This window comes from Bradyrhizobium sp. USDA 4449 (assembly GCF_054056275.1).
This window is the reverse complement of sequence record NZ_JBSRYD010000001.1, coordinates 2,744,314-2,758,179: the sequence shown is the minus strand read 5'-3', so window position 1 is coordinate 2,758,179 and position 13,866 is coordinate 2,744,314. Positions and strand designations below refer to the sequence as shown.

Genomic DNA, 13,866 nt, shown 5'->3' with positions numbered 1-13,866 from the left:
TATGAGCAGAAGCCGCGCCGTCATCCTGTTCTGGCAGATCGCGATCCTCGCAGCCGTGCTCATCATCTGGCAATGGGGCTTCGACTGGAGCAAGGCGCTGCTGCCGAAGGCCTATGTGCCGAAAATCCTCGATCCTTACTTCGTCGCAAAGCCGTCGCTGATCTGGCAGAGCTTCCTCCGTCTTGGCTGCTTATCCGATGCAAGCGGCTTTGCGGCTTGCTTCAAAGGCAACGACAACAATCTCTGGCTCGCCACCCTGGTGACCCTGAAGAACACCTGGTGGGGATTTCTGTTCGGCTCGGCGAGCGGAATTGCGGCCGGTCTGATCCTCGGCCGCTCCGATTTTCTGGCGCGCGTGTTCGGGCCCTACATCGTGGCGCTAAACTCGATCCCGCGCATTGCGCTGGTGCCGCTCGTCATCCTGATCTTCGGCCTCGGCGATCTCTCCAAGATCGCGACCGCGTGGCTCGTCGTGTTCTTCGTGGTGTTCTTCAACACCTTCGAGGGCACGCGCGCGGTCGACCGCGACCAGATCGCGGCTGCTCGCCTGCTCGGCGCCAGCGAATTCACCGTGCTGCGCACGGTCGTGATTCCCTCCGCGCTCGCCTGGGTGTTCGCTTCGTTGCTGCCGGCGGTTTCATTCGCGCTGATCGGCGTCATCGTCGGCGAGTTCATCGGTGCCGAGCGCGGGCTCGGCAAGCTCATCATCGAGGCGGAGGCACGCGCCAACGCCAGCGAGATGATGGTCGCCATCTTCGTCATGATGTTCGTAGGAATCCTGCTGGCGGTCGCCGTCCGCGCACTGCAGTCTTATCTGCTGCGCTGGCAGCCGCAGTTCGAGCATTAAGGGCCAGGCACCACCGCCGAAAGATCAACTTAAGCAAGGCGGCACCACATGGTCCTCGCGGGAGTGCATCGCCAGCACCGGGCAAGTTACCCTGGAAAGAATTGCCGAAGTCGCACTGATCAAGACAAACACCGAACCTATTCCGGGGACCCGCGCTGGAGCCGCTTGTTCAGGACTTCGCGGATCTTCTGCAGTTCATCTGGAGCGAAATCAAGAAAGCTCCAGGCGAGCAACTCGCGCTGCAGGAAATGACGCTCTATGTGCTTCGCCGTCCGCATGCGGAGCACATGGCACAGAGAAGGACCATGAATTCCTGTTGCTCTACGCAGATTGGTTGCGTGCGGCCATGTACGCCCCGAGGACGAATCCCGGAGATCATGGAGCTCGCCAACTTCATCTACGCGAGCTTCGTTGGCATGCTCAACCAGGGGCTGGCGGTACAGGACGCCCTATTCGCACGGGCGATGGAGAATTTGATCCGCGCTGGTCAGGAACTAGCTGCGAGAAGCCTTCCGAAACCGTCCCTGAACGACGTCAAGCCTGAGATCCGGGGCCTACAGCGCGCCAGTTAATTCCTGGAGAGGTTACAGGGGTTGCGTCGCCATAGTGGCCGCCCCGGTCCGACGGCCCGAATTTTCCGTCCAATTTTGCTCCGAGACGGCGCGATCGATCGCGCGCCGCTTGTCGCGCGTCAGGCCTGACCTCCGGCTCGATCTTCAGATGGCGGAGATGTCCAGCTTGGAACCATCGACCAGACGCGACAGCCGGAACGGTGTGTGATCGACGCACGGCGTGTCGTTGACGACAAGCTGTGCGGCAAGATAGCCGAGTCCCGGGCCCAGGCCGAAGCCGTGACCCGAGCAGCCCGCCGCGAGGACGAGGCCCTTCACCCCGTCCACCTGCGATACCACAGGCACTGCATCCGGCGTGCAATCGACGAAGCCGCCCCAGGCGCTGTCGATTTTTATTTCGCCGAGTTGGGGGAAGGTCTTCCGGACGCTCTCCACCACTTGGCTCATCAGCCATTTCAAAGGCGGAGGATCCAGCACGCGATTCTGTTCGAAGATGCGATCGTCGTTGGTCAGCAGCGCGGGCAATGAATCCGGCCCCGAAACGAATGATCGCCCGACGCCGAGCCTGACGTTCTTCAGGCGACGCAAGAACTGCGGCATGAACTCCCGGCTGTACCGGAGCGCCTGGGGCGTGATTTCGAGATTCGCCTTGCCGCTGATCGCAAGCGTGTAGCTGCCGTCCAGTCGGCGCGTGATCGTGCAGTAGGGTGTCGAGACCGCCTCGCCGATGTTGATCGTGGGGGTGGAACGCAGCGCCGTCTGCCGGATGCTCGCCTGGGGGAAACGGATCCCGAGCGGGCGAAGGAAGCGCGAGGACCAGGCACCGGCGGCGCACAGCACCGCGCTGGTTCTGATATAGCCCTTCTCCGTGTGCACGCCCGCAATGTTGCCATTGGCCAAGTCGAGCGCCCGCGCGGCGCATCCCTGGTGGATCGTGGCGCCCAGCACTCTGGCCCCATCGGCGATACCAGGCGCGGCGAGCGCAGGTTCAGCCTTGCCGTCCCGCTCCGAATAGGTGCCGCCGACCCATTTGTCCCGCGCTTCGGGGACGCGCTCGGCGACCTCGGACCGGCTCAGCACGCGTGTGTCGACGTCGTATTCCCTGGCGACCTCGCGCCATTTTTCCCAGCCCGCGAGCACAGCCTCGTCATGGGTCGCATAAACCAGACCGCAGCGTCGAAATCCGAGATCCCGATTGATATCGCGCGTGAGTTCGTCCCACAGCCGCATCGAGAGCACCGAGAGCGGCAGTTCGCGCCGGTCGCGGTTCTGCTGGCGGCACCAACCCCAGTTTCGGCTCGATTGCTCACAGGCGACGTGGCCCTTCTCCAGGAGCGCCACGGAGACACCGCGCTTCGCCAGGTAATAGGCGGCCGTAGCGCCGAGGATGCCGCCGCCGACGATGACGACGTCGGCCTCGGCCGGAACACGCTCGTCGCTGTGAATGCGCTCGACGCGGGGCGACATATTCCAACAAACCTCGGCTGCCAAATGCGGAAGCAAAGCTTCCGATCAGCCGTTCATCGCATCGTGCGCGCGATAGAATGTGCTGAAATCATCCGGGACTTCGCAAGATGTTCGGGTTTTTGACCGCTTGAGTGATACAAGCTGCTCGAGCCCGATCGAGTCCCGGTTCGGTTGAGGGTGACGCAGCCTGCCTGCAGACCCGTTGAACCGCGCTCGTGGCGAAGCCTTCGTGCGCCGCTTGGATCATTATGGGGATCGAGGGCCTGACGGTCACACCGTCGCAGTCCAACATGGTCTTTGTTGAGCTCGCGCCCGAGCTGGCGACCCGTCTGTCCGAGAGGCTGCGTGAGCTCGGAAAAATGCGAGGCTTCTTGCCTTCCTCGGTCAGCTCCACCACGCCGGAAACGATGTGGCAGGACTCGAAGGTCTCGCCCTCGATCGAGCGGTTCTCGCCAGGCGAGGCCTCCCAGACTCCTGCCTTCACCGAGTCGCCGCGGCAGGAATCCTGCTCCCAGGTCTTATAGGACGGATCGCCGGAAACCAGGCGGCCCGGCGTGAGCGGTGCCGGCATCCAAGGCTGTGCCGGGTTCGAGCAGCAAGACCTCGCAGATGTCGTCCAGCGCGACGGGACAATGCTCGACCCCATGGGGGACCACGATGAACTCGCCTTGCTCGATGATCTCGTCCCGATCACGGAACTTCATCAGCAGGCGGCCCTTGTGCACCAGGAAGAGCTCGTCGCTGCTCCTGTGAAAGCGCCAGGCGAACTCGCCCGCGAACTTGGCGAGCTTGATCTGCATGTCGTTGATCTGGCCGGCGATCTTCGGAGACCAGGTCTCCTCGAGCTGCCCGAACGAGTTGGCGAGGTTCTTCTTGTGGAGCGGCGAGAGATGCCGGTTCAGAGCGGCCACGTCACGAATGATGGCCCCGAGCTGGCGAGCGACGTCCTTGTCGACGGCCGGATACTTGCCATCCAATGCGGCCGTGCCGATGGTGAAGCCGGCGGCTCCTGCGTCCTTCAGCGCGGCGATCCGCTCAGGCGTATCAATCGAGCCGGCCACGTAGACGGGCTTGGGCACCGCCGCGCAAACCGCTTTGATGAGGGCCGGGACGTCTTCCTTGGAGCGATAGGCGAGCAGGTCGAGGCCATAAACGCCTTCCCGCGAGGCGAGCGCCTTGGCACTCCCAACGATCTCATCGATCGTCCCTTCGAGCACACTCGGGTGACCGGAGATGCGACCCGGGAAGGGGCAGTATTGAATCCCGGTGCCGGCAAGGATCGGTAGCACGTCGTCAACATTTGTGCCGCCGAGCAAGACGTCGACGCCGATTTCGACCGCCGCCTTCGCCGAAACGATCTCACTTTGCCGGTCGAGTGAAACGACTTCGAGATAGGAGGTCGCGCCATCTGCCTTGATGGCCTGATTGAGCACTTTGAGTCTGTCGATCGGCAGGCCGATGTCCTTGAAGCCAATGTGGCGAACACCGAGGCCCAGAGCGGTCTTGAGTTGTTCAGATGCGTCCTCGACGGTGCGATCGTTGCGCGTGAGCATGAAGATGAAGCGAAGGCCCATTAGACTACCCCTTCTTTGGCTTTAATCTGCGCGGCGACGAGCCTTCGCGCGTAAGCCAGCGCGGTCTCGAGACTGGCGGGATCGGCGATGCCTCGGCCTGCAATGTCGAACGCAGTGCCGTGGTCAGGGCTTGTGCGGACGAACGGCAGGCCCAGCGTGATGTTCACACCCTTTTCGAGGCCGAGATATTTCACAGGAATCAGGCCCTGGTCGTGATATTGGGCCACAACCACATCGAAGCGGCCCTTGCGGGCCTGCATGTAGACGGTGTCGCCGGGCCAAGGGCCGCTGACGTCGATGCCCTCTGCGCGTGCCGCCTCGATCGCGGGACCAATGATCCGGATTTCCTCGTCGCCGAAGAGACCGCCTTCACCGGCATGGGGGTTGAGCCCTGCCACCGCAACGCGCGGTGCCGCGATTCCGAGAGCCTTCCCACCCTCATTTGCGAGCCGAATGGCCGACATCTGCGCATCAAAATCCGCCTCGTCGATGGCCTTGCGCAGAGACGTATGGATCGTGACGAGTACCGTGCGGATTTCGTCGTTGGCCAGCATCATCGCGACGCGCTTCGCGCCACCATACTCCGCGAGAATCTCAGTGTGCCCGGGATACCGAATGCCCGCGCTTGCCATTGCCTCCTTGTTGATTGGCGCGGCGACGATGCCGCTGACCTTGCCGGTTTTGGCTGCCGCGATGGCGGCGACGACGGCGTCGAAGGAAGCTTGGCCGGACATGGCGCTGACTCTCCCGAGCGGAGGCGGCGCGATGATTTGCGTCGCCTCCACGACCTCGACGGACCGCGGCTCAGACCGCGCCTCGTGAGGTCCGGCGATTCGCTTGACCTTGAGGCCGAGACCCAGACGATCGACGATGTTCTCCATCACGACCGAGCTGCCGAAGACGACCAGGTTTTCGGCGCTTTTCGCCAATGTCTTGGCCACGATCTCCGGGCCGATGCCGGAGGCATCGCCCATGGTGATGGCAAGGGGAGCTATTTGGGTCATCGCAGAACCTTTTCTGACAGCGAGGCGCAGGCGCGGAGCCGCGCGATCGCACGGCGCAGCGTGTCGTCGTCGCCAAAGCCGCCCGCCTTCATGGCGATGAGCAGCTCTCGCCCATTCCCGAGCGACGCGCGGCCGAGCGGAAACCCTGCCTCGAGCTCCTGCAGAATCTCGAACGCAGAGATGTCCAGGCCATCGAGGATCGCCTCCATTGTATCCCCGCCAGTGGCCATCACCACGTCGAAACGCTCGTCGACCACACTTCCAGCTGCAGCCTGCGCAATGTCGCGCAGGATGGAGCCGGGGTCGTCGATACGTTCCACCGGAGCTCGTAACAGGGCAACACCGCGCTCGACCCCGATCCGATCGGCCTGACGATGGCGGCGCGGGTTGGAACTGCCGACAACAACAAGAATCTCGCTGCCACCGGCCAGCGTCACGTCAGACGCAACCTGTACCGGCGCAAGCCGCTTGGCCAAGGCCAGAGCCAGGCCCGGAGAGCCGAGGTCATCGGCGAGAATGGCAATTGTACATGGACGATCGGTTCGCATGGATCAATCATGCCAAATCAACGTAGCATGAAAAGCGATAGTTTTCAGCTCGCACCGGCGCGAAGGCGCTGGCTCATCGCAAGCGCCTTTTGCGGAATTTGGTCACCCTCCAGCTACGCATCCCGTTGCCAATTGGCTCCAGCGTAGATGAAGCACGCGCGGTCAAACGAAGCGAAATTCGGCACGAAGTTGCTTGAAGACGCGCAGGACCAGGCGATGTGCTGTCAGCGCCTGACGCGCACGGCGCGAACGAGCCTATTCCGATAGCGCCGAACCGGGATAAACCAAGGATTGTGAGAAAACCTCTGCAGACGATCCGCGACGCTTCTTCGAGCTGCGTTGGCCGACGCGGCAGCTTACACTGGGCACATGCCCGCGTTTGTGGCAGACTCCACGCTTAGGACAGTACCTCCTCACCCGGGCGTTGGGCCACTTGGAGGCTTCCGGTTGAACCCATCGTTTTCGGTTCGACGCGTATGGACAACAGGTTCCAAGTGCTATGGGAGGACGATGCCCGCATCTTTTGCCGGGCATTGCGCCCGGATTCGAATAGCGGCTGCAGAGCTGTGTTGGCGGTACTTCCCAAGGTGAAGCACGCTTCGTCCGGCATCCTTGATCGTCTCGCTCACGAGTTTGCACTGAAGGACCAGCTGGACGGCGGATGGGCCCTGCGGCCGCTTGGGCTGGAGTACTCCGGCGGTCATCCAGTTCTGCTGCTCGAGTATCCTGGCGGCCAGCCGCTCGACCGGTTGCTTGGCGCTCCCATGGACATCGGACGCTTCTTGCGACTGGCGATCGGCATCGCGAGAGCCATGAACAAGGTGCATCGGTGCGGCCTTATTCACAAGGACATCAAACCCGCGCATATTCTGGTGAATTGCGAGGATGGACGGATCCGGTTCACCGGCTTCGGTACAGCCTCACGCCTGGTCCGGGAACGACGCACGCCAGGACCGCCCGAGTTTATCGTGGGCACGCTCCCCTACATGGCGCCCGAACAGACCGGGTGGATGAACCGCTCGATCGATTTCCGCAGCGATCTCTACTCGCTTGGTGTGACGCTCTATCAAATGCTGACCGGCTCGTTGCCGTTCACTGCGGCACATTCGATGGAGTGGGTGCATTGCCATATCGCGAGAAAGCCGGTGCCGCCCAGCGAGCGGGTGAGCACTGTACCGGCCCCAATCTCGGCCATAGTCCTCAAGCTGCTCGCCAAGTCCGCCGAGCAACGCTATCAGAGCGCGTCAGGCCTCGAGCATGATCTAAGCCGCTGCCTGAGTGAATGGGAAACCGGACGCCGCGTAGAAGAGTTTGCACTCGGGCAGTACGACACGCCCGACCGGTTGCTGATCCCCGAAAAGCTGTACGGAAGAGGCTGCGAGATTGAAACCTTGCTGGCTGCCTTTGAGCGCATGATTAAGAGCGGCGCGCCGGAATTGGTGCTGGTTTCCGGCTATGCCGGCGTCGGCAAGTCCTCGGTGGTCAATGAGCTCCATCATCGGCTAATTCCGTCGCAGGGACTGTTCGCTTCAGGCAAGTTCGATCAGTACAAACGCGATATTCCGTATTCCACGCTGGTCGAGGCTTTTCAGAGTCTCGTGCGGTCTCTTCTGAGCAAGAATGACGCCGAACTCACGAGGTGGCGCCAAGCCCTTCAAGATGCGCTGGGCGCAAATGGACGGCTCGTTGCCGACCTGATCCCTGAATTGCGGCTGATCATGGGAGAGCAGCCGCCCGTTGCCGAGTTGCCCCCGCGGCAGGCACAAAACCGCTTCCATCTCGTGCTCCGGCGTTTCATAGGGGTGTTCGCACGATCCGAGCATCCATTGGCGCTGTTCCTCGACGATCTGCAGTGGCTCGATGCTGCTACGTTGGACCTGCTTGAGGATCTGTTGACCCGGTCCGATCTGCAATACCTGATGCTGATCGGCGCCTATCGCGACAACGAAGTCACCGCCGCTCATCCATTGCGGCGGAGGCTTGAAGCCATAAGGAACGCTGGCGCAAACGTGCAGCAGATCATCCTTGCGCCGCTCGCCGGCGAACACATTTCGCAATTGATTTCAGATGCGCTTCACTGCGATTTGAAGCGTGCCGCGCCGCTCGCCCAGCTGATCCACGAGAAAACGGCCGGCAACCCATTCTTCGTCATTCAGTTCCTCCGCGCACTTGCCGAAGAGGGACTAGTCCGATTCGATCATGACGCAGGGTGCTGGTGCTGGGATCTGGATCGCATTCACCTCAAGGGTCATACCGACAATGTCGTGGACCTGATGATCGAGAAGCTGAGCCGCCTGCCGGCTGGCACACTGAATACGCTGCAGCAGCTGGCCTGTCTCGGCAACATCGCCGAAAGTACGACACTCTCGATCGTGCTCGAGCGCTCCGATCCGCAGGTTCATTCCGATCTATGGGAGGCCGTTCGCCAGGAATTGGTCGAGCACCAGACGGGAGCCTACAGGTTTGTGCACGACCGCGTGCAGGAAGCCGCCTATTCGCTGATCGCGGATGATCTACGCGCGGCGGTGCATCTGCGAATTGGCCGCCGACTTCTGGCGCAGACTCTGCAGGAGGAGCGTGAGAAGGCCATCTTCGAGATCGTCAACCAACTAAACCGTGGCGAGACCTTGATGACCTCGCGAGATGAACGCGAGCAGCTGGCCGAGCTCAATCTGCTCGCAGGCAAACGCGCCAAACGCTCGACCGCTTACGCGCCGGCGCTGAAATATCTGGTCGATGGAGCACGCCTGCTGCCGGAAGACTGCTGGAAGCAACAACACGAACTCGCCTTTGCGCTCAACCTGCTTCGCGCGGAATGCGAATTCCTCACTGGCGCGTTGGCGGCAGCGGAGCAGCGGCTTGCGATGCTAGCGCATCGCGCCGCAAACCTGGTCGATCTCGCAGCGATCACCTGTGTGCGCGTGCCGCTCTACATGACCTTGGCTCAGAGCGACCGTGCCGTCGATGTGGGCCTCGAATATCTGAAGCACGTTGGCATCTCGTGGTCGCCGCATCCGACGGACGAGGAGGTCCGGGGCGAATTCGAAGAGATGTGGCGGCGGCTCGGAAGCCGGCCGATCGAGGCGCTCATCGCTTTGCCGGCGATGAGTGACGGGATATGGTGTGCGACCATGGACGTGCTCGCGGAGCTGCTGCCACCGGCCCTGTTCACCGATACCAATCTGCACTGCCTTGTCATTGCTCGCATGGCCAACGTGAGTCTCGAACATGGCAATCGCGGTGCATCATGTTTCGCCTATGTCTGGCTCGGAATGCTGCTCGGGCCCCGGTTCGGTGATTACCAATCGGGATTTCGCTTCGGCCAACTCGGCGTGGATTTGGTGGAGAACGGCGGGCTCCTTGGCTTCAAAGCGCGTGTCTACCTGGGGTTCGGGCACGTTGTTGCCTGGACGCGGCACGTCCGCACGGCCATTCCCCTGGTGCGGACCGCGCTCGAGGCCGCGCAGGAGACAGGCGATGTGAGCTTTGCGAACATCGCGCGCGGCGCTTTGATCACACACCTTATCGCAAGCGGTGAACCGCTGGTGGAGATCCAGAATGAAGCGGAAGCCGCGCTCGAATTTGCGCAAAAAGCGCAGTTCTGGCTCGTCGCCGATGTGATCAGGGCGCAGCTCGGGCTGATCCGCACGCTGCGCGGACTGACACCGGAATTTGGCTGCTTCAGCGACGCCGAATTCGACGAGCGTCGATTTGAAGAGCATCTCACGGGCGACCGGCGGCTGGCATATGCGGCTTGGCGCTATTGGATCCGCAAGCTGCAAGCGCGTTACTACGCCGCCGACTATGCATCCGCCATCGAGGCAGCAGCTCAGGCGGAGCGGCTTGTATCTCCGTCTTTTCTCGCGTATTTCGAGATTGCGGAGTACAATTTCTATCGCGCGCTGACGCTTGCGGCTTTCTTGGACACGGTTCCAGCCGACGAGCGCTCGCATTATCTCCAGCTGCTGTCCGAGCACAAACAACAACTCGATAGCTGGGCGCATGGTTGTCCACAGAACTTCGAAAGCCGAGCGCTGCTCGTGCAAGCCGAAATAGTACGCATCGAATGCCGCGATCTTGACGCCATGCGTCTTTACGACCGCGCCATCCGTTCTGCCCGCGAGAACGGTTTCGTGCAGGATGAAGCGCTGGCCAGCGAACTTGCTGCGCGCTTCTACGCGGCGCGAGGATTCGAAACCATCGCGCATGCCTATTTGCGGGATGCCCGATACGGCTATCAGCGCTGGGGAGCCGACGGCAAGGTGAGGCAGCTCGAGCGTATGTACCCGTACCTGAGGGAGGAGAGATCGGAGAACGGCCCGATGAGCACAATCGGGGGACCGGTCGAGCACCTCGACCTAGCCACCGTCATCAAGGTGTCGGAAGCGGTGTCGGGCGAGATGGTGCTGGAGAAGCTCGTCGACACTCTCATGCGCACGGCCATTGAACAAGCTGGTGCTGACCGAGGTCTGTTGATTCTGTCGCACGACACCGAGCCGCGCATCGAGGCGGAAGCTACGACCCACGGCGACAGAGTCATCGTCGAACTGCGAGAAACACGCGTGACCGCGGACCTGCTTCCGGAATCCGTTCTTCACTACGTCCTGCGAGCCAGAGAATGTGCCGTTCTCGACGATGCCGCCGTCGAGCCTCCGTTTGCCACGGACCCCTACGTCAATCAGCTCAAGGCCCGTTCCATTCTCGGCCTGCCCTTGATCAACCATGGCAAGCTCATTGGCGTACTCTACCTTGAGAATACGTTGACGCCCCACGTTTTTGCACCGGCGCGAATTGCGGTGCTGAAGCTGCTCGCCTCCCAGGCTGCAATCGCGCTGGAAAATGCCACGCTGTACCGCGATGTGAGGGAGCGCGAAGCGAAAATCCGACGACTTGTCGACGCCAACATCGTCGGAATCGTCATCTGGGAGCTTGAAGGTCCCATTCTGGAGGCCAATGACGCGTTTCTGCGCATCGTGGGGTACAACCGTGAGGATCTCGCCTCTGGCCGCCTGCTCTGGACCGCCCTGACGCCGCCGGAATGGCTCGACCGCCACGAACGATGGTGGATCCCGGAACTCAAGAAGATGGGGAGCGTACAACCGTTCGAGAAAGAGTATTTCCGTAAGGACGGAAGCCGCGTGCCGGTCCTGATCGGAATGGCTGCGTTCGACGAGCAACGGGACCAAGGTGTCTCCTTTGTCGTCGACCTGACCGAGCGTAAACGGTCCGAGGAGGCTCTGCGGGAGAGCGAAGAACGTTTTCGTACTCTCGTACAGTTCTCTTTCGACGTGTACTGGGAGTCAGATGCGAACCATCGCTTCATCCGCCAGGAGTTCGCCGAAACCATTGCTGACGCTCCGGGAGCGGGTTCTGAACTTGGTAAGACGCGCTGGGAGGTACCCTACTTGGAGCCCGACGAGGAAGCTTGGCGCAAGCATCGGGAGACGCTCGATGCGCACCAGCCGTTCCGTGATTTCGAGCTCGCGCGCCCTACGAGCGACGGCCGCAAGCGCTACGTCTCCGTCTCCGGGATGCCGGTCTTCGACAAGTCCGGTCGGTTCATCGGTTACCGCGGCGTGGGACGGCACATCACCGAACAGAAGCGCGCCACGGAGGCTCTGCGCGAGATGCAGAGGGAGTTGGCGCATGCCAACCGGCTCGCCACCATGGGCGAACTCACGGCCTCGATTGCCCACGAAGTAAGCCAGCCGGTCGCGGCGGCATCCATGAATGCCGGTGCGGCCGCCCGGTTCCTTGACAGAGATCCACCCGATCTCGCGAGGGTGAGGCAATCACTGGATTGGGTCATGAACGATACTGCTCTGGCCGGCAACATCATCCAGCGAATTCGTGATCACATCAAAAAAGCACCGCCCCGGAAGGATAATCTGGACATCAACGAGGCCATCCGGGATGTGATTGAGCTTACCCGCGGCGAAGCGATGAAAAACGGCGTCTCGGTTCAGACGGAACTTGCAGAAAGCTTGCCGCGTATCGAGGGCGATCGCGTCCAACTGCAGCAAGTGGTCCTTAATCTGATCGTCAATGCTGTCCAGGCAATGGGCACGGTCGCGGACGACGCCAGAAAGGTGCTTATCACCACCGGTTCGGTCGCGCCTGATCGTGTTCTTGTCGAGGTGCAGGATTCGGGACCGGGGTTGGCGCTGGAGAATCTCGAGCACGTCTTTACCCCCTTCTACACGACGAAGGCGGGCGGACTCGGTGTGGGACTGTCCATCTGCCGTTCGATCATCGAAGCTCATGCCGGGCGCTTATGGGTGACCCCTAACCTGCCCCGCGGCGCGATTTTTCACTTCACCGTGCCGGTCCGTCCCGCAGACGAGACGGCGTCTGATCAGTAGAATCCAAGGACAGCCTTCGTCTCGATATATTCGTCTATGCCTTCGCGGCCGTATTCCCGGCCGTTGCCGGAGCGCTTGTATCCGCCAAAGGGTGCGTTGGGGTCCCAGTCGGGATGGTTGAGATGAACTTGACCAGACCGGATCTGACGGGCGACGGCCCGCACTGTCTCCATATCAGTGCCCTGCACGTGAGCGCCGAGGCCATAGACGGTGTCGTTGGCGATCGCGATCGCCTCGTCCACGGTGTCGTAAGGAATGATCGACAGCACCGGGCCGAAGATCTCCTCCTGCGCGATCCGCATGTCGGGGCGGACGTTCGAGAAGATGGTCGGTCGCGCATAGAAGCCAATCTGAAGGTCGCCGGGCCGCCCCGGCCCGCCGATGACGAGCTTGGCGCCTTCCTCCAGGCCGACGCCGATCATGGTCTGCACGCGCTCGAACTGCGGCCGGTTGGCGATCGGGCCATGGGTCGTGCTTTCCGCACGGGGATGGCCGACCACCAGTTCTGAACCGGCCGCTGCCGCCAAGGTCTCGACCTCTTCCATGTGTGAGCGAGACACGAGCATGCGCGTCGGTGCGCTGCAGGATTGGCCGAGATTGCGGAACGCGGCGCCGACGCCGAGCGAAACAGCCCGGCTGAGATCGGCGTCCGGCAAGATGATATTCGGCGACTTGCCGCCGAGTTCCTGGGCAACGCGTTTGACGGTGGGCGCGGCCGCTTGCGCGACGAGAACCCCGGCGCGCGTCGAGCCGGTGATCGAGATCATGTCCACCTGCGGATGCGACGCCAGACCGGCTCCTACGATTGGACCAGTGCCGTTGATGAGATTGAACACGCCGGGTGGACAACCGGCGTCGTTCATCACCTCAGCGAACAGCAAGGCGCTCAGCGGCGACAATTCACTCGGTTTCAACACCACCGTGCAGCCGGCTGCGATCGCCGGACCCACCTTGGCGGTGATCTGATAGAGCGGCCAGTTCCATGGCGTGATGAGGCCGCAGACGCCAATTGCCTCGCGCATGATCGCGGTGCTCCCGCGCGCGGCGATGAACGGATAAATCGCGAGATTGTCGCGGGCGACACGGATGTGTTCCGCGGCCAGCGGCACCTGCGCGCGGCGCGCGTAGGTGATAGCGGCTCCCATCTCGGCCGTGAGGGCCTGCGCGAACAGCTCCAGCCGCTCAAGGAGCAAGGCGTGAATCCGGTCGAGCAGTGCCGCTCTCACAGCCGGCTGCGTCATGGACCAGCCGGCAAAGGCTCGTCTGGCGGCCGCGACGGCGCAATCCACGTCATCATCATCGCCGAGGGCGACGTCGGCGACCGGCTGCTCCGTCGCCGGATTGACGACAGTTGCTGCTGCCGTGACTGATCCGATCGGCTTCCGCCATTTTCCGTCGATGTAGAATTTTCCGAGGAAGCCGGCTTCCGTCAGGCGTCGAAGGGGCGAGGTCATTGGAAGCAATCCTTGATCCTGTAACAGGCGCCGATCAG

The 13,866-nt window shown here is 62.1% G+C and carries 9 protein-coding genes; 2 read left to right on the top strand and 7 right to left on the bottom strand.

All coding sequences use genetic code 11. From position 1 onward, the window contains the following. The first annotated feature begins 1 nt into the window (after position 1). The gene (locus ACVIIW_RS13115; RefSeq protein WP_456701130.1) at positions 2–847 is read left to right on the top strand and encodes an ABC transporter permease; all 846 of its coding nucleotides are present in this window, start codon (positions 2–4) and stop codon (positions 845–847) included. Between the two features lie 137 nt (positions 848–984). Here the strand turns inward: ACVIIW_RS13115 and ACVIIW_RS13110 are convergent, their stop codons facing one another. From ACVIIW_RS13110 to ACVIIW_RS13085, 6 genes are all read right to left on the bottom strand, one after another. Then, positions 985–1,125, bottom strand: a complete 141-nt coding sequence (locus ACVIIW_RS13110) for a hypothetical protein (RefSeq protein ID WP_456701129.1) — start codon at positions 1,123–1,125, stop codon at positions 985–987. 438 nt (positions 1,126–1,563) lie between these two features. Then, a complete protein-coding gene (locus tag ACVIIW_RS13105; RefSeq protein ID WP_456701128.1) occupies positions 1,564–2,886 on the bottom strand; it encodes an NAD(P)/FAD-dependent oxidoreductase in 1,323 nt (440 codons plus the stop codon). 88 nt (positions 2,887–2,974) lie between these two features. Continuing rightward, the gene (locus ACVIIW_RS13100; RefSeq protein WP_456701127.1) at positions 2,975–3,457 is read right to left on the bottom strand and encodes a cupin domain-containing protein; all 483 of its coding nucleotides are present in this window, start codon (positions 3,455–3,457) and stop codon (positions 2,975–2,977) included. Beyond that, positions 3,405–4,460, bottom strand: coding sequence for a cupin domain-containing protein (locus tag ACVIIW_RS13095; protein ID WP_456701126.1), 1,056 nt, complete (start codon positions 4,458–4,460; stop codon positions 3,405–3,407). The genes ACVIIW_RS13100 and ACVIIW_RS13095 overlap by 53 nt, the downstream gene beginning before the upstream one ends. Beyond that, positions 4,460–5,464 carry a 4-hydroxythreonine-4-phosphate dehydrogenase PdxA gene (gene pdxA, locus ACVIIW_RS13090; protein ID WP_456701125.1) on the bottom strand — a complete coding sequence of 335 codons (1,005 nt, stop codon included), beginning with the start codon at positions 5,462–5,464 and terminating at the stop codon, positions 4,460–4,462. The genes ACVIIW_RS13095 and pdxA overlap by 1 nt, the downstream gene beginning before the upstream one ends. Continuing rightward, complete coding sequence (locus ACVIIW_RS13085; protein WP_456701124.1) at positions 5,461–6,012, bottom strand: nucleotide-binding domain containing protein; 552 nt, start codon at positions 6,010–6,012, stop codon at positions 5,461–5,463. Before ACVIIW_RS13085 ends, pdxA begins: the two co-directional genes overlap by 4 nt. Before the next feature lie 476 nt (positions 6,013–6,488). Between ACVIIW_RS13085 and ACVIIW_RS13080 the strand changes: the two genes are divergently transcribed. Then, positions 6,489–12,374: an AAA family ATPase gene (locus ACVIIW_RS13080; RefSeq protein ID WP_456701123.1), complete on the top strand. Its 5,886-nt coding sequence runs from the start codon at positions 6,489–6,491 to the stop codon at positions 12,372–12,374. On the opposite strand, the gene ACVIIW_RS13075 is transcribed toward ACVIIW_RS13080, so the two are convergent. Beyond that, complete coding sequence (locus ACVIIW_RS13075; RefSeq protein WP_456701122.1) at positions 12,368–13,828, bottom strand: aldehyde dehydrogenase family protein; 1,461 nt, start codon at positions 13,826–13,828, stop codon at positions 12,368–12,370. The two genes, ACVIIW_RS13080 and ACVIIW_RS13075, sit on opposite strands and share 7 nt — an antisense overlap. Between the last annotated feature and the right edge of the window lie 38 nt (positions 13,829–13,866).